This window comes from Robertmurraya dakarensis (assembly GCF_900156875.1).
GTDB lineage: Bacteria > Bacillota > Bacilli > Bacillales > Cytobacillaceae > Robertmurraya > Robertmurraya dakarensis.
Genome location: NZ_LT707408.1, coordinates 1,408,835 through 1,429,773, shown reverse-complemented (window position 1 = coordinate 1,429,773; position 20,939 = coordinate 1,408,835). Strand labels below are relative to the sequence as shown.

The following is a 20,939-nucleotide window of genomic DNA, read 5'->3' as shown; positions in this document are numbered from 1 at the left end:
TTTTCAATCACTTTCAAAAAGATATGATAGCGACTCAATTTCATACTTCACTCACATTAGATTTTCTTCTATTATATTATTAATTTTGCGAAAACAAATTGTTATGCTAGAATCATTTTAATAAAAAAAATACCAAAAGAATGGTAGAATTACCTTTGCATCGCAGCATTATGGAGGAGAGAAAATGAAAACAAATATAAGAGAATGGAAAAGTGGGATAAAGAACGGAATTCCTATTGCGATGGGTTATTTTGCAGTTTCATTTACCTTTGGTATTCTCGCCAAACAAGCGGGGCTAAATCCATTTGAAGCGGTATTTATGTCCATGACTAACTTAACATCAGCTGGGCAGTTTGCAGGGCTTACGCTTATTGCCAGTGCCGCAGCAATCGTAGAAGTTGCTCTCACACAGCTGATTATTAACTCTAGATATTTTTTAATGTCGTTTGCGTTATCCCAAAGGATTGATCCAAACACGTCCATTTTCCATAGATTAATAATGGCATTTGGGATTACAGATGAAGTATTTGGGGTGTCCGTTTCGGTTTCTGGAAAGTTAAGCCCTTATTACGCTTATGGTGTGATGAGTGTTGCTGTTCCAGGATGGACACTAGGCACACTGTTTGGAATTATTTCTGGTAATATTCTGCCGCCAAGATTAACTAGTGCATTAAGTATTGCACTGTTTGGAATGCTGCTTGCTGTCATTATCCCTCCGGCAAAAGGGAATAAAATCCTTACGGGAGTCATTGTCAGTTCTATGGTATTAAGCTTGGTATTTGCCGAGCTGCCATTACTTCAGTCTATCTCATCCGGCGTAAAAATTATCATCTTAACGATTTTAATTGCAGGTATCGCAGCGGTTGTCTTTCCGGTAAAGGAGGATACTTATGAATAATGCTATTTTTTATATCTTGGTGATGGCATTTGTGACATATCTCATTAGGGTTCTGCCTCTTACTCTCGTCAGAAAAGAGATCAAAAACGTGTATATCCGTTCGTTTTTACACTATGTTCCGTATGTGACATTGGCCGTGATGGTTTTTCCGGCAATTTTAGAGGCAACGGCATCGCCATGGTCCGCGCTAGTTGGCTTTATTATTGCCATTCTTTTTGCCTACCGGGGAGCAAGTCTAGTGAGTGTTGCCCTAATATCCTGTTTTTCTGTTTTTATAGTAGAACTGTTTTTGTATTAAGGGAGGTATTATACTAACTTCAAACTTAGAAGCAAAAAGTTTATCGAAGTAAAATAATTTAAAAACCGCCTTCTAGTTAAACAGAAGACGGTCATATGTTTCGGAATTTATTTAGGAATCCCCTTCTTCGATCAAACCGTAAGATTAGTAAGGAGGGGGTAGTAGATCAATTATCTTTTTCACTAGATTTTGGTTTGTTTCCCCACCAGCCCTTGCTTCTGAAATACAATGCAATGCCAATACCTAAGCCGAACATGAGAATAAGTACGTAAACATAGCCAAATCTCCAGGCTAATTCAGGCATTTGCTCGAAGTTCATTCCGTACATTCCTGCGATAAAAGTCATAGGAATAAAAATAACACTCACTAAAGTTAACGTTTTCATTATAGCGTTTGTATGATCGGCTTTAAGAGACATTTGTAAATCAAACACTCCATTTAATTTATCAATAAAAGCATCAAACGCAGTTACTACCCTTTGAAAATTATTTTCTAACGTTTTTAAGTAAATCCCAGAATCTTCATTTTTATTTGGCAGATCTGAATTCCCAATATCCTTAATAACCGTTTCCTCAGCCTCGACAACCTGTCTTAACTTATGTATTTTTCTTTTCCAATTATAAACTTCGTGCCCTATTTCATTTGCAAAGGGAGCCTTAAATACATTCTTCTCAATTGCCTGAATTTCATTAGAAATTGTATCAACAGCCTCTAAATAAAATTTACTTACTTGATCCATGATGTGATAAAGAATATGGCCTGGATTTGACATATGTTGAGGGTGGTCACTAAAATCCTCTAATAAGGTAGAAAAAATTTCTAAGTCATTTTTTTCTTCGTGCGTAATGACATAATTTTCACCTAATAAAATACTGATTCTTACAGTAGAATAATCCCCTTTAATCGCAAACGTTGATATATACATATGGTTCTGATACATATCCATTCTGGGCGATTCACTAAAGGAGGTGATGGCATCTGCTGCAAGTGGATGCATATTGAGTTGTTCAATATACTTTGTCAGCTCATTTTTATTAGAAGGCGTAATATGAGCCCAGAGTGTATCCCCTGCTTGGTTTGGAACCGAAAATTCATTTACTTCTTGACTAGATTTATCCTTGGACCGATAGAATAATAATATGGGCTTGTCCTGAACTCCAGCCTGTCTCATTTGCATTTGCATACAACTATCCTTTCAACTTCTTTTCTATATATTATTTATTAATTTAGGATTTATATAAGCTGCGATCAGGCTGACATCAAATTTTGTACTCGTAAATGTCTAAAATCTGTGAATTCGACCAGGGTCTATACGACTTTACAAAACGTTCAATAACGGTTTCAACGAAAAGTCTCACACGGTCTAGCGAAAAAAACAAAAAAACCATACGAGTGATTGCTTCACTGTACGGTTAAATATGTAATAGTATCAAGGTTTGGCGGGACTGCCTGGGAATCGAACCCAGCTATCCTGGCACGCAGGACACAAGCGGTTTTGAAGACCGTGGAGGACACCAGTACCCCATTCAGCCCCGAATAGACAATTATCATTATACCGGGAAAACCAGTTCGTATCAATAGATACATTCCGGTAAATTGCAGGAGAATGTGGCGAAAAAAGTAAATCTACTTAACTCCTTCATTCTTCTAAAAAAGAACTTACTACTTATCTCATCGAATTCCTTGTAGAACAACGCTATTAAGGTCTATAATAAAGCGGAATAGAACTATTATGTAGGTGAATTGTGATGCAACTTGAAGGCTGGTTTTTATGGTTTATTTTAGTATGGATTGTAATATTTGCTGGTTCTATGGCGATCGGCGGATTCTTTATGTTTCGAAAATTTCTAAAAAGAATGCCTAAGGAAGACGGCAAATCAGATATGGATTGGGAAGAGTACTATGTTAGTAAAACTAGACATCTTTGGGAACAGAGAGAAAAAGATTTGCTAGAAGATTTAGTAAGCCCTGTACCTGAATTGTTTCGAGATGTAGCAAGGCAAAAAATAGCTGGAAAAATCGGAGAGTTAACACTAAATGAAAAAAAGGATAAAGTGACAGAAGACCTCGTGATCAGAGGATATATATTGGCAACTCCAAAACGAGATCATAAATTTCTATTAAAAAAATTAAAAGAGAAAAAAATTGATGTCACTCCTTATCATCATTTATTTTAGTAAAAAGGCCGAGTTCACTACACCCGGCCTTTTTACTATAAAATTTTAATGTTCATGTTTCCATACAGTTCGCGCTGAAGCTTGCGATAGCTAATAAACATCGCAACTCTCCATGGAACAATCATGCCAAAAGCAAGGATCCAGAACATCCCTCCTAGTTCTCCTACTTCAATTGAAGCACTAAGATATAGTTTTGCAACTATTCGTAAAGCTAACAAGCTAATTAATATATAGATGAATGCACGAGAACGCTTTAAATATATTTCATTATCACGAATTTCAAACTTCGATGTTTTTATAAGCAGAATCGAAAATAGTATTCCAACCGATAGGGCTTCTATGATTTCAATTGGAGTTACACGAAACATTGGAAAAATAAACATTAATGCTCCAGTACTCATAAATATGGGAGGAAGAATTATTTTCTTGGCTGAAACGGGTTTTTTTGCCGCCTTCATCCGCACAAACAATGCAAATACTGCCATGAAGACAGCTCCGATCGAAGTGATCACAACGATGTCCATTATCGTCATCCTTTACATTATAGGTTTCAACTATCATTATATCGTAAACCTCTTTATTAGAAAAAAGGTTTCGCTATTGTTTTTCTATCATCTTGATGATTTAGACTCATTCTTGTCATAATTTCCATGTAAAAAACCATTTAAGCAAAAAGCTCAAATGGCTTTAGACAATTAATTTAAAACTCGATTAATGGCTTCTAATACCCTTCCCTCATCAAAAGGTTTCACGATAAAGTCTTTTGCTCCGGCTTCGATGGATTCTACCACCATTCTCTGCTGTCCCATAGCGGAACACATAACAATCTTTGCTTGCGGGTACTCTTTTTTTATTTCCTTCACCGCTTCAAGACCGCTCATCTCAGGCATGGTTATGTCCAAAGTAACTAAATCTGGCTGCAGCTCGCGATAAAGCCGGATCGCATCCAATCCATTTTCACCTTCTCCTACAACTTCATGATCCGCTTTCATTAATATATTGGTAAGAGTCAGTCTCATAAACTTTGCATCATCCACTATCAATATCCTTGCCATCTTAGTTACCCCCAAAAACAATAACACTAAACATATATTCTCAGATGCGTACATTTATAATTTATTGACGAGTATTTAAAATCCAGTAAATCCGCCAAACAAACCAGAAAATACCGCAATAATTTTAGTCATCCAATCAAAAAATAAAACGATCCCCATTACAATCATGATGTAACCGCCAATTTTCATGATAATAACATTGTGTTTTCGAATCCATTGCATTTTTCCAATAAAAAATGAGAGGATTAGAAAGGGGATAGCAAATCCAAGTATATAAGATACCATATAAAGTAGTCCTGAGCCAGGATTCGTAGCTGCTAACGCAATGACTGACATAAGGATTGGTCCTGTACAAGGTGTCCATCCAGCTGCAAAAGCAACCCCAATTAATGTTGATCCAAAATAGCCAGATGGTCTATTCTTAAACTCGAATTTTCGGTCCTTCATTAGAAATTCCGGACTTAAAAACCCTACAATCACAAGCCCAAAAAAGACGATGAAAATAGCGCCTAACTGACGGATCAAATCTTGATATTCACTAAAAAATCTTCCTATAAAGGTCGTACTAAATCCTAACGCCAAAAAGATTATTGAAAATCCCAGTAGAAAAAAAAGTGTATGTAATAAACTTCTTCTTTGAAGCATGGCATTTTCATTTTTCAGTTCTCCTACAGACATCCCTGTGATGTATGATAAGAAAGCAGGATAAAGCGGTAAACAACAAGGGGAAATAAAACTTAAGAAGCCCGCTCCAAGAGCAAGGAATACGTTCACATCTGCCATGTTAACAACTCCTAGTTAATGATTCATTACCCATTCTAACAAATATCCTCATGAAAAGATAACAAATAATCTGTGAACAGTTTGTGTCTAAACTAATTCTATCCCCATTAAAACAATCATTACCTTGAGTTTTCCATGACACTTTTATAAAAAACTCAAGGTAATGATTAAGAAATTAATTCACGATTGTTTTTGAACTCCATTAGGCAGGAAACATAAAAAACCACTATTTCTAACTTATAAGAAAAAGTGGTTTAAATTAGTTGAATCGCTCATATAAATGCTCAAGAAAAATCCCGCTTAACTGCCCGTTCAGCAGGATTTATCTATTATTACTTGCCTTGCTGCTTATTCATCGCCTGCATCATTTGATTGATTTTCTTCTGAGAAGGTTTCATTCCCATTTGCATCATCATCATTTTTAGCATTTGTTCGTTAATTGGTGGATTTTTCTTCAAGTAGTCCATCATGTATCTACGAGCAATGAAAAATCCTAGTGCTACACCAGCAAGCAAAGCTAGTATACCGACTAGAATATATGTCCACATATATACTTCCTCCTTCATGTTGTCTATCATAAAGTGTACTAGACCAAATGCTATTATACAATATTTGACTCAGATTTTCTTACATTTAAACAAATTTTCTTTCCTTAATCGGTTTTAACCATCCGTAACGATCATTGTTCAAGTCAATCGCTAAAAAAGAATGCTCATTTTTTCGCAATACTTCAAAAAATACTGTTTCTGATTCATAGCTTCCACTTGCTTGTATTTCTATATAACGGTCATGGACAGCGAGATTTGCGCAGCTATTTTTTCCAATTTCGTAATAGTATTTACCTTTATTTGTGCGAAATCCTCGCTTTTTTTGGAGATGCTGATGAATGGTTTGGTGGATTCTTAAGGTAGGGATTGGTTTCGTAATAAAATTTATCTGTTTAGATAAAATGACTTTCATATCTCCAAAAGATCTATCATAATCCTTAAAAAGTTTATAAAACATACTTTCTCTTCCAAAGTAATGGGAGGCAAATTCATCATCAATTAAATATACTTGATAGTTTCTCACTAAATCCCCTCTCCTTTTTTCCCTTTTCTTTCATTATAGTAAAAAGAATTCCAATAGTTTGTTCTATTAAGTCAAAAATTTTCACTTTTTTTGTCGAATTCATAAATTTCCAACTATTAGTACTATTATTATATATGAACATCATTTAAAAAGGGAGGAAAAGGAACCGTGTCTATACCTCAAAAGTTAAAGAGAGACATTGGTATACGCCCAATGTCTCTCAAAAATATTAATTATTTAATAAAGCTTTCACTCGTGCTACGACGTTCTCAACAGTAAAACCATATTCTTTCATAATGGTTTCACCTGGAGCAGAAGCACCAAATTGATCAATCGCTAGTACATCTCCTTCATCTCCTGTATAGCGATGCCAACCTAATGAAGCTCCCATTTCGATACCTAAGCGCTTTTTCACATTTTTAGGAATAACACTTTCCTTATATTCTTTTGACTGCTTTTCGAATCTGTACCATGATGGCATACTTACTACAGATGCCTGTATACCCTCATTCACCAATGCTTTCTGTGCCTCCACTGCAAGGCCAACTTCAGATCCTGACGCTAAAAGAAGAACATCCGGATTACCATTTTCTGCAGGTGATACTACATATGCACCTTTGGATACTCCCTCATAAGCATTTGCATCTGTACCTTTGATCGTCGGTAAATTTTGACGAGTTAAGACAAGTGCGGTCGGTTCATCCGTTGATTCAACTGCAATTTTCCATGCTGCAGCTGTTTCATTTCCATCTGCTGGACGAACGACATTGATATTCGGCATTGCACGCAGTGCTGCCAATTGCTCTACAGGCTCATGTGTAGGCCCATCTTCTCCAACAGCGATACTATCATGTGTAAACACATAGGTTACTGGAAGCTTCATTAACGCAGCTAAACGGATTGCTGGGCGTAAATAATCAGAAAATACAAAGAATGTTCCACCAAATACCTTGACTCCACCGTGAAGAGCCATACCATTCATAGCCGCACCCATTGCAAATTCACGTACACCAAACCATATATTTCTTCCAGCATAGTTAGCTGGTGTAAAATCATCTGTTCCTTTTATTGTTGTCTTATTGGAACCAGCTAGGTCAGCAGATCCACCGACAAAGTACGGAAGATTTTTGGCAATCGCATTTAAAGCTTCTCCTGATGATGCACGCGAAGCAAGACTTTTACCTTCTTCATATACAGGGAGATCCTTATCCCATCCTTGGATTAGCTCACCCTTCATTGCTGCTTCAAATTGAGCTCCTAATTCAGGATACTCATTTTTATAAGCTGCAAGTGTATCGTTCCATTCTTTTTCTTTCTTCTGACCATTTTCAAGCGTGAATTTCTTAAACTGATCGTACACCTCTTCTGGAACATGAAAATCAGCTTCAAAGTCCCATTTGTAGGCTTCTTTAGTTAGCTTAAGTTCGTCCGCACCTAAAGGAGCACCGTGAACGTCAGATTTTCCAGATTTAGACGGTGAACCATAACCAATGATGGTTCTAACTTCAATTAAGGTCGGTCTATTTTCATCACCTTTTGCTTCTTCAATAGCTTTAGCAATTTCATTAAGATCATTGCCATCTTCCACACGCAGGTACTGCCAACCATATGAATCAAAACGCTTTGCTACACTTTCTGAGAATGATCGATCTAAATCCCCATCTAGTGAGATATCATTTGAATCATAAAGAACCACTAATTTGCCCAATTTTAAGTGACCTGCTAAAGAAGCTGCTTCTGCAGATACTCCTTCCATTAAGTCACCGTCACCACAAATACTGTATGTATAATGATTTACTAATTCATATTGATCCTTATTATATACAGCAGCTAAATGACGTTCAGCCATAGCCATCCCAACTGCCATTGAAATACCTTGGCCTAATGGGCCTGTTGTAGCGTCTACCCCTGGAGTATGCCCGTATTCAGGATGGCCAGGTGTTTTACTACCCCATTGGCGGAAATCCTTAATGTCATCCATGCTGACATCATAGCCTGATAAGTGAAGGAGGCTGTACAATAACATTGACCCATGACCTGCAGATAAAACAAAGCGATCACGATTAAACCACTCAGGATTCTTTGGGTTAATATTCATATAGCGTGTCCAAAGTGTATATGCCATCGGTGCTGCTCCCATTGGCATTCCAGGATGGCCTGAATTTGCTTTCTCAATTGCATCGATTGACAAAGTTCTTATTGTGTTAATCGATAAAGTATCAACTTGTCCAAACATTTTGTTCAATCCCTTCTATTGTATGTATACCTACTTACTTATATTATAGTGGGTTGTTTCTTTGTACAATGGTTAATTGGATAATAACGAAAAAAAAGGAGAATTATACCGATATTCCTACTTACAAACCACTATTATAAAAATACAAAATTTGACCTATCTTAAAAATTTTCTCCCCTAACAAAAAAGGAATACAATGTATTGTATTCCCTATCATTACCTTATTAATGTAAACGATTTTTATTTTGATATTCTTTTAACTTTTTTGGTGTCACATCTTCGCCATTAGGGTCAACGATTGTTACGCCCTTTAACGTATTTAACATGGATGAGCGAAAAGTTTGTAAGTACTCTTTTCTCAGTCTAGATTGTTCCTTCGCTTCTTCCTCCGTTAAACGAGAATTCTTTGCTTTGTTGGCCAGCTCATTAATTCTTGCTAATTTCTCCTTAGATAGCATTTCCAAGCTCCTTTATCGTACTATATATTCAAATATGATGGATTTAATGGTAAACAAAAAGAAACTTCTAAAAGAAGGTTCACTTTATGTTACTAGAAACCTAATATATTTACAAGTATAGAGCTTATGACTAATCCTTCTTTAGATTATCAACATACTCTTTGTATCTTCGGTGAACGGTAGCTTTTGAAATATTATGTCCGAAGCCTCTTAAAGTAGCAGCTATTTCAGAAAATGTAAGATCATTCTTTCTCAAACGAATGATTTCATCAATAGGGACCTCAAGCCTGTCTCTTCCGGAGTTCATTCCTACATTTTTTAAATTTTTCTCAGGCCGGTAACCATTTTTTATGGCTTTATCCATCCCTCTTTTAATCTTAATATTATGTATTTTTCTTTGATATTCCTCTACGATTCCTACTATTTGCAGTACCATTGAGTCCGAATCAGAAATTTGCAATTGTCCGTTATGGGCAATTGAATATAAAGTAACGCCTTCTTTAATAATACAATGCAAAAGCGCTATTTTAGCATTGCCTCTCCCTAGTCTTGTTTCATCCTGAATAAGCACAGCCTTAACTTCCTTGTCTTTTATCAATGTTAAAAGCTCAATCATTCCCTCTCTATCTAAATCATATCCGCTTGCTTTTTCCCTTATGACTTTGACGACTTGGAATTTATTGCGATCAGCAAGCGCCAACAGTTCTTCTTCCTGTCTTCTTAAAGAAGTTTCTTGTGTATCTTTATTCGTGCTAACCCTGCAATAAATAATAGCTTTCATAAAAACTTCCCTTTATTCATCATTTTTTTCTATACTTGCGTAATTATTAGCATATAACTTTTCTTTAGAAACTGGAATAATAATTGACTCTCCCGCAAGAATGTATTCATCAATTTCATTCGTTTTCTTTACCCAATTGATAAATTGATTAGGCGACAGACCATGTTCCTCAGCATATCTTTCTGAAATCTCCCAAATGGTTTCTCCCTCCATTACTTTGATAGCAATGTATTCATCTGTTTCATCACTAGATTTCTCTGAAAGAATTAACGTAATCGAAAAGCTTAATAGAATTAATATAATTGCATAGGAATGCCGCTTCCAGATTTTCCTCATTTCAAACACCTCTGATTAAGAATATATGTTCGTTTTTCGTTCTTTAATGATGATTTTAATACGAACATTTGTTTCTGTCAACCCAAAAATTCGAACTTATGTTTGTATGCAGTGGAAATACATGCTATAATAAATCAAAGATTATCCAGACGAGGTGTGTTGGAATGGTGAAACTATCAAAAAGGCAGCAAGACATTCTGGAATTTATTAAAGAAGAAGTAAAGCAAAAAGGATATCCGCCATCTGTGCGTGAAATTGGGGAAGCTGTTGGTCTTGCATCAAGTTCGACCGTGCATGGGCATCTTGCAAGACTAGAAAGTAAGGGACTAATTCGCCGTGACCCAACCAAACCGCGTGCCATTGAGATTTTGGAAATAGATGACGCTTCCAATATTCCAAAGAGCAATGTAATTAATGTACCGATTGTTGGGAAGGTTACTGCAGGACTTCCAATAACCGCAATTGAAAATGTTGAAGAGTTTTTTCCATTGCCGGAACGTTTAGCACCTGCGGACGAATCAGTTTTCATGCTTGAAATCATGGGAGAAAGTATGATTGAAGCCGGAATACTTGATGGTGATTATGTCATTGTCAGACAGCAGCAAACAGCAAATAATGGGGATATTGTCGTTGCGATGACAGAAGAAGATGAAGCGACAGTTAAACGCTTTTTTAAAGAAAAGGACTATATTCGCCTGCAGCCAGAAAACTCTACTATGGAACCCATCATTTTAAGAAATGTTTCCATTCTAGGTAAAGTAATCGGCGTTTATCGTCACATTCACTAACTATAAGAATCTCTTAAAAAGCAGCAGTCAAATGTCTGCTTTTTTTTATGCGCTAGAAGATCGTGAACCCCAACTTATTTCATAAATTCATCAAATACATACCACCTAGTTCCTTAGTATAATAGCCATATAGGAAATGAGAGGTATATAAAAATGGAGCCAACTATCAGAGAAGATACTACCGTCAAAACTAGTAAAAAGAAAAGGCATGTGTTATCTGAACATGAATTAACCAAAATCCTTACCACTATTAAACGAGACTCTCAACCTGATGCTTATTTTTACATCATGGTGGTATTATCCTGCTCCATGGCTACATATGGTCTGCTTTCAAATACTATAAAACACCGGGGGAAATCATCGAGAACAAAGTATTAGAGAAACTCACTCTTTTCGATGGAACCGAACTTGAAGATTTTGAATTTTCTTATACCCAAGGATCGGGTACCTATCATATCATGTTAACTATTGTCGGTAATGAACGTTTAGATCAACAATTTATAAGCGCATTAGAAAATGTGCTCGAAGAGGAATTAAAGAGAAAAGTCCTTATTACCATTAAGCAGGATACTTCACTTGAGACAAAAAATGAGAGTAACCCTTTGAGAATAAGGTAAAAAAGGTTAAATGCATTCAGGCAATTCAAGACTGAATGCTTTTTTACATACTGATGTTTATGTGATAATTAGAGAGGAAATGTTCATATTAATGAATATATGATAACAATTATGACAGAAAATTCATGAATAATAATCGGTGAGAGGAAATCGTGCATATGGATCGTCATGAACATAATGAAAATGAGGAGCACTATGATGAACCACCTCTGGAAGATTTTTTACCTAATGAAGAAGATCTAGAATTAAGAGAACGTCAAAGAAAACGAAAGGCTTTGGTTCGCAGAGTCATCGCGGGCTTATTGGCAATCGCTTTACTTGTCAGCCTAAATCAAGTGTGGCCGCAAGTGGTTAACCTTGCATCTATTAAATTTTTAAAAAAATCTCATGAACTTTCTCAGCAAGGGGATATTAAATTATATAAAGAAGCCGTTGTCACCATTCAAGATCAATATTCAAAAGGAACAGGTTTTAACATCTCTGAAGATGGATTAATTGTTACAAACAGACATGTTGTTGATGACATGTATCCAATTACTGTTATTTTTCCTAACGGCGAATTAATGAACGCTGAGATTATCCATGAAGAAACCGATATAGACCTTGCTTTCCTTGAGATTAAAGGGGAAAAACTACCCTATCTCAGTCTTAGTGAGCCAGACGCTTGGAATGTCCAAGATCATATATACGTGATTGGAAATCCGCTTTTTCATAATCAAATTGTTAATGAAGGAAATATCTTGAAAGAATCTCATAAAAGCGGCGTTATCAGGCTTTCAGCACCTATCTACAAAGGAAATAGCGGGAGTCCATTGATCAGTGAAAACGGTACAGTTATCGGTGTAGTGTATGCAAAATCAACAACCGAAGAAGTAGGTTTTGCCATCCCGATTGAGCAGGTCCTTGATTCATTACCCAATAAAGATATAAATTGATAGCATTCATAACATACTATTTGAATGCTTTTTTATTTTAATGAGCCCAATAAAAAAACCTTGACACTTAAAGTGCCAAGGCTTCCTTGTATTAATACATTGACATGTATTGTTCTCTTTCCCATGGGTGTACTTGCGTACGGAACATATCCCATTCAATCTCTTTAGCTTCAATGAAGTGCTCAACGATATGCTCACCTAATGCGTTCAACATTACTTCATCTTTCTTTAGTTCATCAAGAGCTTGAGCTAATGTAGCCGGAAGATCAACGATTCCTTCTTCAATGCGTTCTTCTCTGCTCATTACATAGATGTTTCGGTCAACTGGTGCCGGTGGTGTAGCACCATTTTTGATTCCATCTAAACCAGCACTTAGAAGGACAGCCATTGCTAAATATGGGTTTGCAGCCGGGTCAACGCTACGTACTTCAACGCGTGTACTTATACCGCGAGAAGCTGGAATACGAATTAATGGTGATCTGTTTTGAGCTGACCAAGCAACGTAACAAGGTGCTTCATAACCTGGTACAAGACGCTTGTAAGAGTTCACCGTTGGATTTGTAACAGCTGTAAAGCTAGGTGCATGGCTAATGATTCCAGCAATGAACTGACGAGCAGTATCACTTAATTCTAAATCGCCTGTTTGATCATAGAATGCGTTCTTACCATTTTTGAATAAAGAAACATTACAATGCATTCCAGAACCGTTAACACCAAACAATGGTTTTGGCATAAATGTCGCATGAAGACCATGCTTGCGAGCAATTGTCTTAACAACCAATTTGAATGTTTGGATTTGGTCACATGCAGTAATCGCATCCGCATATTTGAAATCTATTTCATGCTGCCCAGGTGCAACCTCATGGTGAGAAGCTTCAATCTCAAATCCCATTTCTTCAAGCTCTAACACGATATCACGACGGCAGTTTTCCCCAAGATCTGTTGGAGCTAAGTCAAAATAACCGCCATTGTCATTTAGTTCAAGAGTCGGTTCACCCTTTTCATCTAACTTGAATAGAAAGAACTCTGGCTCAGGTCCTAAGTTAAAGTCTGTAAACCCTAAGTCTTCCATTTCCTTTAACACACGCTTTAAATTATTACGAGGATCTCCAGCAAATGGGGTACCATCAGCACTATAAATATCACAGATTAGGCGGGCTACCTTTCCTTTTTCAGCTGTCCAAGGGAAAATCACCCATGTATCTAAGTCTGGATATAAGTACATATCTGATTCTTCGATACGGACAAACCCTTCGATAGATGATCCATCAAACATCATCTTATTATCTAATGCTTTTTCTAATTGGCTAATTGGAATTTCAACGTTTTTGATTGTTCCTAGAATATCTGTAAATTGCAGGCGAATAAACTTAACATTTTCTTCTGTTGCCAATCTTCTAATATCATCTTTTGTATACTTTCCCATTGTAAATCCTCTCCATTTCTATTCATTTATTAGTGAAAAAAGCGAGACATATCACCTGCACGCAATGATGAACGATTAAAGCGCCCTGCTTGCATTAGCTCAGTTCTAAGGAGTTTCCTTAATTCATCGTCAGATAATTCACGTCTAACTTTTTCATCCTCTTTCTTAGCCTCTTCGGCTGCTGGCTTTTCATTCTTAGCAGAGAATAATTGTTTGATCCCAGCAAGATTGACACCTTGGTCGATAAGATCTTTAATTTCTAACAACAAGTCAATATCATTCAGAGAAAACATTCTTCTGTTTCCTTCTGTTCTTGCCGGAGTAATCAATTCGTGCTCTTCGTAATAACGAATCTGCCTTGCGGTGAGATCTGTCAGCTGCATCACAATCCCGATTGGAAAAAGTGGCATCGTACGACGAATTTCGCTTCCGCTCATTTAATTAGCTCCTTCATGTTTTCTATTATATTCTCATTATATGTATTGTTAGATTATCTGTCAACACAATGTTATGTTTTATAACATAAAAAATAAAATTATTTTTCTATACTTATTGAGACAATAGATTCGTATATACGATTCTCTAATTCAATTCAATTAATCCTCTTTCTAACAATGTATTTAGCGCAATACAAACCGCCATCTTTACATGTGAATAGGTTAATCCACCTTGAACATAAGCTATAAATGGCGGACGAGTTGGACCATCTGCTGTCAGCTCAATACTCGCTCCTTGAATAAAGGTTCCTGCTGCCATAATCACATCATCTTCATAACCTGGCATATAGCTTGGATATGGAGTAACATGTGAATTGATCGGAGAAGCAAATTGAATCGCTTGGCAGAAGGCCACCATCTTATCCTTGTCATCAAACTGAACAGATTGGATAAGGTCTGTTCTTTTCGCATCCCATCTAGGATGAGTCTTCATTCCAAGTCTTTCTAACAAAGCAGACGTAAAAATAGCCCCTTTTACAGCTTGACCGACAATATGCGGCGCCATAAAGAAACCTTGATACATTTCCTGCAAACTATACAAAGACGCTCCTGCTTCTTTCCCAATCCCTGGAGATGTCAACCTGTATGAACATGCCTCCACATATTTTTCTTTTCCTACTATGTATCCACCCGTTTTCGCTAAACCCCCGCCAGGGTTTTTTATCAGTGATCCCGCTATTAAGTCGGCACCAACATGACATGGCTCAAGCTCTTCTACGAATTCACCATAACAATTATCGACAAAAACAACAATATCCGATTTTATTTCCTTCACAAAAGAGATCATTTCTTTAATATCTTGAATCGTAAAAGATGGACGATCGGCATAACCCTTGGACCTCTGAATCCCGATCATCTTAGTGTTGTCCTTTATTGCCTTTTGCACTGCAGGAAAGTCGACACCTCCTGCATCATTTAAAGGGATACTATTGTATCCGATCCCAAACTCTTTTAAAGAACCGACCCCATTTCCTCTAATTCCGACTATTTCTTCAAGGGTGTCGTATGGACTACCGGTAATATACAATAATTCATCACCAGGTCTAAGAACTCCAAATAAGGCAATTGAAATGGCATGAGTGCCTGAAATAATTTGAGGTCTAACCATACCGGCCTCACCGCCGAATACCTCTGCATATACATTTTCCAAAGAATCTCTTCCGATATCATCATACCCGTAGCCTGTAGACGGGATAAAATGAGAGTCACTGATTCGATGATTCTGAAAACTGGTGAGAACCCGAAATTGATTAGAATCGATTCTCTCATCCACTTCTTTGTAGAGAGGCGCATTCTGCCTCTCTACCTCTTCAACTAATTTTTGTAGTGTTTCCCCATACTTTAATGACTTAAACATGTTGTTTCTCCTATCTATTTCGAATACTTGTTAAGCTGTCCATAAATTTGATGGTCAGCAGGCGCATAACCTTTACACAAATAAATCTGCTTCTCTTCATTAAAAGTTAGTTCCCGCAGGATCGTTTCATTTTTTAATTGGGAGAGGAGCTTCCCTTCAGTCGAAGGAACTTCAACATGATAGCTTTCCATGCTATCGATTACCATTCTTTCAATTTGATTCTTTAGCACGCTTTGATCGGATTCATTGAGAGCACTAATCTGTATGGATTCTGTTTTTGCCGAAGGTACAAAATCCATATGCATCAAATCTTTCTTATTATATACCGTCAGCTGAGGTATTTGGTGAATTTCCAATTCTTCCAAAAGCTTATGAACGGTTTGTTCATGCTGAAAATAATCTGGACTTGACATATCGACTACATGAAGCAGCAAATCAGCTTCCCTAACTTCTTCCAACGTTGATCGGAATGCTGCGATAAGCGTTGTCGGCAGGTCTTGAATAAAACCAACGGTATCTGTCAGAAGTACAGTGAAGCCGCTAGGTAATATCAATTTCCTTGTTAACGGATCAAGCGTCGCAAATAATTGATTTTCTTCAAAAGAATCTGCTTCTGCTAATCGATTAAATAAGGTAGATTTACCAGCATTCGTATATCCAACGAGGGCTATTTGAAAAGCCTTATTTTTCTTTCTTCTTTCTCGATACCGATCTCGGTGTTTCACAATAACGGATAGCTGTGTTTTGATATCATCAATCCGTCTTCTGATGTGCCGCCTGTCCGTTTCAAGCTGAGTTTCACCCGGCCCTCTTGTTCCAATTCCAGCACCTAATCTTGAAAGCTGTGTTCCTTGTCCACCTAACCTTGGCAGTAAATATTGGAGTTGAGCTAGCTCTACCTGCAGTTTTCCTTCCTTCGAACGTGCTCTCTGCGCAAAAATATCTAAAATTAATTGCGTACGATCAATGATTCTTGCGTTAATATACGATGATAAGTTTCTAACTTGGCTTGGCGATAACTCATCATTAAAGATAATTAATTCTGCCTCAAGTTCGTCTTCTAGTGCTTTTAATTCTTCTACTTTCCCCTTGCCTATGTATGTTGATGGATGAATTTTTTCTCTCTTTTGCGTTAAGGTTGCCACAACCTTTGCTTTTGCTGTTTCTGTCAACGATTGCAATTCATCAATTGAATATTGATAACGAAGATCGTCTTCCACCGTTTGACAGCCGACGATAATGACCTTTTCCAATACAGTCTGTTCAGTCAAGTAAAATCCCCCCATCGCTTTATTTCCATGAGAACATCATAACAAAAAAGGTTTTGTAACACTAATTTCTCCTAAATCGCAAAAAGAATGATTAAAAACATAAAGAGAGGACTCAGAAAAGTGTTCTGAATCCTCCCTTAGTCCTCAGTATCAAATACGAGATCATTGCTCCTAATCGTCATGAGATCGTGGCGGTCATAGTTATTGCTCATTAACAATCTCATCGATTGAGCTCTTATTGATTTTTCGATAATATTTCTCATATATCTTCCATTGGAAAAGCTGTTTGTATGTGCAGCTTTTACCCAAAATAAGTGCTCACGGAGTTTCTTTTCTGCCTCATGGCTTAAGACATATTCTTTTTCTACCAACATTTTTTCTCCAATTTCCATTAACTGATCAATTGTATAATCAGGAAAATCAACGACTAGCGGAAACCGGGAATGCAATCCAGGGTTCAGATTTAAAAACTGGTCCATTTCCCGAGAATAACCGGCTAGTATTAAGATGAAGTCATGCTGTTTATCTTCCATATGCTTCACCATTGTATCTATGGCCTCTTTTCCAAAGTCCTTCTCTCCTCCGCGTCCTAGAGAGTAAGCTTCATCCACAAACAGTATTCCGCCCATCGCCTTTTTTATCAAATCTCTTGTTTTTTGAGCTGTATGACCAATATACTCACCAACTAAGTCGGCTCGTTCTGCTTCAATCAGATGTCCCTTCGAAAGAACATTCATTTTTTGAAATAGTTTACCAATAAGCCTTGCCACTGTTGTTTTCCCGGTTCCTGGATTTCCTTTAAACATCATATGAAGAGCTTGTTTCCCTGCTTTCAAGCCTGCTTCTTCACGCTTTTTATTTACATAAATCCATGCATAAATTTCTTTAATTGTTTTTTTCATTTCCTCCATCCCTACAAGTGCACCCAGTTCCTCTTCAATTTCCTTCAACGCTGTATGCTCAGGAGGAATGACCTTTGGAACAACTTTCGTATCTGGCAGTTCTTTCGCTATGTTTTTCCTTTTTTGTGAATTAAGTACAATACTAATTTGTCCGTTATTTTTCATGCGGAATGGTTGGTCCAAAGCTTTCACCTCACAATTCTAAAACAGTATACGCAAGTCTTGCTGCATTTGTGACAGAAGCCCATTTATTTTCATATTCTGAACCATTGAATAAACAGCTTATTAATATGTATTCAGTACACCCTAAAATCATTAAAAAAGTTTCTATTTTGATGTTTTCTCCTATAAGCTGTAACACAAAAAACTTCCATTTCAATAGAAATGGAAGTTTTTTCTCAAGAGATCATATATTGAATATGAAGTTTTCTAATCATTGTACATTGAGATAATCCAGGTTTCTTAAGCTGTCCCGGAGAGTTCCCTTACCGCTTATATTTATGATTGTTGTTGTGCTTGTTGCGGAACCTCTAAGTCAATTTGTACATTTCTTTGCGGCGCAAATGTAGAAATGGCATGCTTATATACAAGCTGTTGCTTTCCTTCCGATTCAAATAGAACCGTAAAGTTATCAAAGCCCTTAATTTGTCCTCTTAATTGAAACCCGTTTAATAAAAATACTGTAACACTGGTACCATCTTTGCGGAGCTGATTCAAAAACTGGTCTTGAATATTAATGGATTGTTTCATCGTGTATCCTCCTCTTTTATCTCTATTATTAATTATTCGATTTAATTTCTAGCTTTCCTTCAATATAGTTAGAAATTTCCTCAATTTTTTTATGTAAAATTGCTTCATTCGTTACATCTGTCATATCGAACCACTCTACATTCATCTTATTTCGAAACCATGTTAACTGTCTTTTAGCATATCGGCGGGAATTTTGCTTTAGCTGTTCAACCGCATCTTCTAAAGTATTTTTTTCATCAAAATAATCATAAAGTTCTTTATATCCAATTGCTTGGATTGATTGACAGCTCTTCAGTCCTGATTGGTAAAGAGACTTTACCTCCTCAAGAAGTCCTTGTTCCATCATTTGATTAACGCGATCATTAATTCTATTGTAGAGCTTTTCCCGTTCCATCGTTAGTCCAATCAAAGCCTCTTCATAAAGATGTTCAGGCATCTGCGATTCTTGCACTTGCGAAGCCGTCTTTCCAGTGCAATGATAGATCTCCAATGCTCTAATCACTCTTCGAACATTATTTGGGTGGATTTTTTCTGCTCCTTGAGGATCTACTTGAGAAAGCATCTTATGTATCTCACTATTTCCCTCTTCCTGCGCTTTTTTTTCCAGCCTTTTGCGAAAATGTTCATCAGAAGCAGCATCAGAAAAACGATAATCATAGATAACTGACTGAATATACAGCCCTGTACCGCCTACAATCATAGGAAGGTTTCCTCTACTTGTAATTTCCGTTATTTTTTTTCGGACAAGCTCTTGGAATTCAGCAACTGAAAAGGGTTCTTCAGGATTGCGGATATCGAGTAAATGATGCGGAACTCCCTCCATCTCTGCAGGTGTTATTTTGGCAGTACCAATATCCATTCCTCTATAAATCTGCATTGAATCCCCGCTAATTACTTCACCATTAAATTTCTTCGCAAGTTCTATGCTTAGCTTTGTCTTTCCGACTGCAGTAGGACCAATAATCACAAGCAGCTTTTCTTTTTTGTCCAATATTCCCCACGACTTTCTATTGTCTTAATTACTAAAAAAAGTATACCATTTTTCTCTCTCGTATGTAAAAATCAGTCAATAATTAAATTATATAACATCTATGCATTATAACCAATTTTCTAGTCTCTAATCAACCTCTTCCAAATTTTCCAATGTTTACATCAAAGATTGCATTTTGTTAACGATTGTATAACAATCTCACTTTCACCCCCATATTCATGGTACCTTAATAGAACAGTATAGTGCTGTTTAATGAATAGTTGAAACATAAATTAGAATTGGTGGGAAAAAGAATGCTTGCAACAACTGAAATTGGAATTGATTTAGGTACAGCTAATATTTTGGTATATAGTAAAAATAAAGGTATTATTTTGGACGAGCCCTCTGTTGTTGCCATAGATACAGAGTCAAAAAAAGTTCTAGCTGTTGGCCATGAAGCAAAAATGATGATAGGCAAGACCCCTGGCAGAATTGTAGCCATTCGCCCTCTCAAGGACGGAGTAATCGCAGATTACGAAGTAACAACAGAGATGCTAAAAGCGATCATGAAAAAGGTTTCTAAAAATATAGGGATGACGTTACGAAAGCCTAATGTTGTCGTCTGTACGCCATCTGGTTCAACAAGTGTGGATAGACGTGCGATACAGGATGCTGTACGGAATGCAGGAGCTAAGAAGGTTATTTTAATTGAAGAACCGGTTGCTGCAGCAATTGGGGCAGGGCTTCCAGTTGACGAACCTGTAGCAAATGTTGTGGTAGATATAGGTGGAGGATCTACAGAAGTAGCAATTATTTCGTTTGGCGGTGTCGTAGCATGCCATTCTATTAAAGTAGGCGGCGACCGCTTAGATGACGATATTATCCAGTTCGTCCGGAAAGAGTATAATGTGTTAATTGGGGAGAGAACCGCTGAAGAAATTAAGAAAGAAATCGGTTATGCCCCCATCGACCACGAAGTACTAACCATGGAGATAAGAGGTCGTGATTTAGTTACAGGATTACCAAAGACTATCACACTTACTTCCGTAGAAATTAGAGACACCCTAAAAGAATCTATGCTCCACATCTTAGAAGCGCTTCGTGCAACATTGGAGGATAGCCCAGCAGAACTCAGCGGTGACATTGTGGATCGAGGCGTTATCCTTTCCGGTGGAGGCTCCTTATTAAACGGCTTACGGGAATGGATTAGTGAAGAAATATTCGTTCCTGTAGAGTTAGCTCCGAGCCCGCTGGAATCCGTGGCGATTGGAACTGGAAAAGCATTAAAGTTTATCGATAAATTGCAGCACGCAGCTAAATAATTATTGAATTG

The 20,939-nt window shown here is 37.1% G+C and carries 23 protein-coding genes and 1 tRNA gene; 6 read left to right on the top strand and 18 right to left on the bottom strand.

Annotated elements, in window-relative coordinates; translation table 11 throughout:
* Window positions 1-184 precede the first annotated feature (184 nt).
* Complete coding sequence (locus CZ487_RS08170; protein WP_077211628.1) at window positions 185-898, top strand: AzlC family ABC transporter permease; 714 nt, start codon at window positions 185-187, stop codon at window positions 896-898.
* Window positions 891-1,196: an AzlD domain-containing protein gene (locus CZ487_RS08165; RefSeq protein ID WP_077211627.1), complete on the top strand. Its 306-nt coding sequence runs from the start codon at window positions 891-893 to the stop codon at window positions 1,194-1,196. The genes CZ487_RS08170 and CZ487_RS08165 overlap by 8 nt, the downstream gene beginning before the upstream one ends.
* Before the next feature lie 166 nt (window positions 1,197-1,362).
* Here CZ487_RS08165 and corA read toward each other — a convergent pair whose 3' ends face one another.
* Both corA and CZ487_RS26540 read right to left on the bottom strand, forming a co-directional pair.
* Entirely contained in the window at window positions 1,363-2,379 is a 1,017-nt protein-coding gene (corA, locus tag CZ487_RS08160) for a magnesium/cobalt transporter CorA (RefSeq protein ID WP_077211626.1), read from the bottom strand.
* 254 nt (window positions 2,380-2,633) lie between these two features.
* Window positions 2,634-2,730: transfer RNA gene (locus tag CZ487_RS26540), tRNA-Sec, on the bottom strand.
* Between the two features lie 214 nt (window positions 2,731-2,944).
* Here CZ487_RS26540 and CZ487_RS08155 point away from each other — a divergent pair.
* Window positions 2,945-3,373 carry a DUF2621 family protein gene (locus CZ487_RS08155; RefSeq protein WP_077211625.1) on the top strand — a complete coding sequence of 143 codons (429 nt, stop codon included), beginning with the start codon at window positions 2,945-2,947 and terminating at the stop codon, window positions 3,371-3,373.
* Window positions 3,374-3,408: 35 nt separating this feature from the next.
* On the opposite strand, the gene CZ487_RS08150 is transcribed toward CZ487_RS08155, so the two are convergent.
* The 9 genes from CZ487_RS08150 to yneA all read right to left on the bottom strand — a co-directional run bounded on the left by CZ487_RS08150 (window position 3,409) and on the right by yneA (window position 10,093).
* Window positions 3,409-3,897, bottom strand: coding sequence for a CcdC family protein (locus CZ487_RS08150; RefSeq protein WP_077211624.1), 489 nt, complete (start codon window positions 3,895-3,897; stop codon window positions 3,409-3,411).
* Window positions 3,898-4,068: 171 nt separating this feature from the next.
* Window positions 4,069-4,428: a response regulator gene (locus CZ487_RS08145; protein WP_077211623.1), complete on the bottom strand. Its 360-nt coding sequence runs from the start codon at window positions 4,426-4,428 to the stop codon at window positions 4,069-4,071.
* A 75-nt stretch (window positions 4,429-4,503) separates the two neighbouring features.
* Window positions 4,504-5,211, bottom strand: coding sequence for a cytochrome c biogenesis CcdA family protein (locus CZ487_RS08140; protein ID WP_077211622.1), 708 nt, complete (start codon window positions 5,209-5,211; stop codon window positions 4,504-4,506).
* Between the two features lie 332 nt (window positions 5,212-5,543).
* Window positions 5,544-5,759, bottom strand: coding sequence for a YneF family protein (locus CZ487_RS08135; protein WP_077211621.1), 216 nt, complete (start codon window positions 5,757-5,759; stop codon window positions 5,544-5,546).
* 85 nt (window positions 5,760-5,844) lie between these two features.
* Entirely contained in the window at window positions 5,845-6,282 is a 438-nt protein-coding gene (sirA, locus tag CZ487_RS08130) for a sporulation inhibitor of replication protein SirA (RefSeq protein ID WP_077211620.1), read from the bottom strand.
* A 229-nt stretch (window positions 6,283-6,511) separates the two neighbouring features.
* Window positions 6,512-8,518, bottom strand: a complete 2,007-nt coding sequence (gene tkt / locus CZ487_RS08125; RefSeq protein WP_077211619.1) for a transketolase — start codon at window positions 8,516-8,518, stop codon at window positions 6,512-6,514.
* 224 nt (window positions 8,519-8,742) lie between these two features.
* The gene (locus CZ487_RS08120; RefSeq protein ID WP_077211618.1) at window positions 8,743-8,976 is read right to left on the bottom strand and encodes a DUF896 domain-containing protein; all 234 of its coding nucleotides are present in this window, start codon (window positions 8,974-8,976) and stop codon (window positions 8,743-8,745) included.
* A gap of 130 nt (window positions 8,977-9,106) precedes the next feature.
* Window positions 9,107-9,757, bottom strand: coding sequence for a YneB family resolvase-like protein (locus tag CZ487_RS08115; protein ID WP_077211617.1), 651 nt, complete (start codon window positions 9,755-9,757; stop codon window positions 9,107-9,109).
* Between the two features lie 12 nt (window positions 9,758-9,769).
* Window positions 9,770-10,093 carry a cell division suppressor protein YneA gene (gene yneA / locus CZ487_RS08110; RefSeq protein WP_077211616.1) on the bottom strand — a complete coding sequence of 108 codons (324 nt, stop codon included), beginning with the start codon at window positions 10,091-10,093 and terminating at the stop codon, window positions 9,770-9,772.
* A 164-nt stretch (window positions 10,094-10,257) separates the two neighbouring features.
* Here yneA and lexA point away from each other — a divergent pair, with 164 nt between their 5' ends.
* Complete coding sequence (gene lexA, locus CZ487_RS08105; protein ID WP_077211615.1) at window positions 10,258-10,881, top strand: transcriptional repressor LexA; 624 nt, start codon at window positions 10,258-10,260, stop codon at window positions 10,879-10,881.
* A gap of 775 nt (window positions 10,882-11,656) precedes the next feature.
* Window positions 11,657-12,433 carry a S1C family serine protease gene (locus tag CZ487_RS08095; protein WP_077211613.1) on the top strand — a complete coding sequence of 259 codons (777 nt, stop codon included), beginning with the start codon at window positions 11,657-11,659 and terminating at the stop codon, window positions 12,431-12,433.
* 91 nt (window positions 12,434-12,524) lie between these two features.
* Here the strand turns inward: CZ487_RS08095 and glnA are convergent, their stop codons facing one another.
* From glnA to miaA, 7 genes are all read right to left on the bottom strand, one after another.
* Window positions 12,525-13,859 (bottom strand): type I glutamate--ammonia ligase, encoded by a 1,335-nt coding sequence (gene glnA / locus CZ487_RS08090; protein WP_077211612.1) that lies wholly within the window; start codon window positions 13,857-13,859, stop codon window positions 12,525-12,527.
* A 29-nt stretch (window positions 13,860-13,888) separates the two neighbouring features.
* Window positions 13,889-14,296: a MerR family transcriptional regulator gene (locus CZ487_RS08085; protein WP_077211611.1), complete on the bottom strand. Its 408-nt coding sequence runs from the start codon at window positions 14,294-14,296 to the stop codon at window positions 13,889-13,891.
* A 145-nt stretch (window positions 14,297-14,441) separates the two neighbouring features.
* Entirely contained in the window at window positions 14,442-15,713 is a 1,272-nt protein-coding gene (locus CZ487_RS08080; protein WP_077211610.1) for a methionine gamma-lyase family protein, read from the bottom strand.
* Between the two features lie 14 nt (window positions 15,714-15,727).
* Window positions 15,728-16,984, bottom strand: a complete 1,257-nt coding sequence (gene hflX, locus CZ487_RS08075) for a GTPase HflX (protein ID WP_237562816.1) — start codon at window positions 16,982-16,984, stop codon at window positions 15,728-15,730.
* Window positions 16,985-17,121: 137 nt separating this feature from the next.
* Window positions 17,122-18,069: a stage V sporulation protein K gene (spoVK, locus tag CZ487_RS08070; RefSeq protein ID WP_077211608.1), complete on the bottom strand. Its 948-nt coding sequence runs from the start codon at window positions 18,067-18,069 to the stop codon at window positions 17,122-17,124.
* A gap of 315 nt (window positions 18,070-18,384) precedes the next feature.
* A complete protein-coding gene (gene hfq, locus CZ487_RS08065; RefSeq protein WP_077211607.1) occupies window positions 18,385-18,636 on the bottom strand; it encodes an RNA chaperone Hfq in 252 nt (83 codons plus the stop codon).
* A gap of 28 nt (window positions 18,637-18,664) precedes the next feature.
* Complete coding sequence (gene miaA, locus CZ487_RS08060; protein ID WP_077211606.1) at window positions 18,665-19,627, bottom strand: tRNA (adenosine(37)-N6)-dimethylallyltransferase MiaA; 963 nt, start codon at window positions 19,625-19,627, stop codon at window positions 18,665-18,667.
* A gap of 293 nt (window positions 19,628-19,920) precedes the next feature.
* Between miaA and mreBH the strand changes: the two genes are divergently transcribed.
* Window positions 19,921-20,928: a rod-share determining protein MreBH gene (gene mreBH / locus CZ487_RS08055; RefSeq protein ID WP_077211605.1), complete on the top strand. Its 1,008-nt coding sequence runs from the start codon at window positions 19,921-19,923 to the stop codon at window positions 20,926-20,928.
* Window positions 20,929-20,939 lie beyond the last annotated feature (11 nt).

What these genes read in the sequence shown, in the direction of transcription:
- tkt (WP_077211619.1), bottom strand. Translation starts at nt 8,518, where the DNA reads ATGTTTGGACAAGTTGATACTTTATCGATTAACACAATAAGAACTTTG.
- CZ487_RS08155 (WP_077211625.1), top strand. Translation starts at nt 2,945, where the DNA reads ATGCAACTTGAAGGCTGGTTTTTATGGTTTATTTTAGTATGGATTGTA.
- lexA (WP_077211615.1), top strand. Translation starts at nt 10,258, where the DNA reads ATGGTGAAACTATCAAAAAGGCAGCAAGACATTCTGGAATTTATTAAA.
- mreBH (WP_077211605.1), top strand. Translation starts at nt 19,921, where the DNA reads ATGCTTGCAACAACTGAAATTGGAATTGATTTAGGTACAGCTAATATT.
- hfq (WP_077211607.1), bottom strand. Translation starts at nt 18,636, where the DNA reads ATGAAACAATCCATTAATATTCAAGACCAGTTTTTGAATCAGCTCCGC.
- CZ487_RS08165 (WP_077211627.1), top strand. Translation starts at nt 891, where the DNA reads ATGAATAATGCTATTTTTTATATCTTGGTGATGGCATTTGTGACATAT.
- CZ487_RS08120 (WP_077211618.1), bottom strand. Translation starts at nt 8,976, where the DNA reads ATGCTATCTAAGGAGAAATTAGCAAGAATTAATGAGCTGGCCAACAAA.
- corA (WP_077211626.1), bottom strand. Translation starts at nt 2,379, where the DNA reads ATGCAAATGCAAATGAGACAGGCTGGAGTTCAGGACAAGCCCATATTA.
- CZ487_RS08095 (WP_077211613.1), top strand. Translation starts at nt 11,657, where the DNA reads ATGGATCGTCATGAACATAATGAAAATGAGGAGCACTATGATGAACCA.
- CZ487_RS08140 (WP_077211622.1), bottom strand. Translation starts at nt 5,211, where the DNA reads ATGGCAGATGTGAACGTATTCCTTGCTCTTGGAGCGGGCTTCTTAAGT.
- CZ487_RS08145 (WP_077211623.1), bottom strand. Translation starts at nt 4,428, where the DNA reads ATGGCAAGGATATTGATAGTGGATGATGCAAAGTTTATGAGACTGACT.
- CZ487_RS08135 (WP_077211621.1), bottom strand. Translation starts at nt 5,759, where the DNA reads ATGTGGACATATATTCTAGTCGGTATACTAGCTTTGCTTGCTGGTGTA.
- glnA (WP_077211612.1), bottom strand. Translation starts at nt 13,859, where the DNA reads ATGGGAAAGTATACAAAAGATGATATTAGAAGATTGGCAACAGAAGAA.
- CZ487_RS08150 (WP_077211624.1), bottom strand. Translation starts at nt 3,897, where the DNA reads ATGGACATCGTTGTGATCACTTCGATCGGAGCTGTCTTCATGGCAGTA.
- yneA (WP_077211616.1), bottom strand. Translation starts at nt 10,093, where the DNA reads ATGAGGAAAATCTGGAAGCGGCATTCCTATGCAATTATATTAATTCTA.
- CZ487_RS08085 (WP_077211611.1), bottom strand. Translation starts at nt 14,296, where the DNA reads ATGAGCGGAAGCGAAATTCGTCGTACGATGCCACTTTTTCCAATCGGG.
- CZ487_RS08170 (WP_077211628.1), top strand. Translation starts at nt 185, where the DNA reads ATGAAAACAAATATAAGAGAATGGAAAAGTGGGATAAAGAACGGAATT.
- CZ487_RS08080 (WP_077211610.1), bottom strand. Translation starts at nt 15,713, where the DNA reads ATGTTTAAGTCATTAAAGTATGGGGAAACACTACAAAAATTAGTTGAA.
- CZ487_RS08115 (WP_077211617.1), bottom strand. Translation starts at nt 9,757, where the DNA reads ATGAAAGCTATTATTTATTGCAGGGTTAGCACGAATAAAGATACACAA.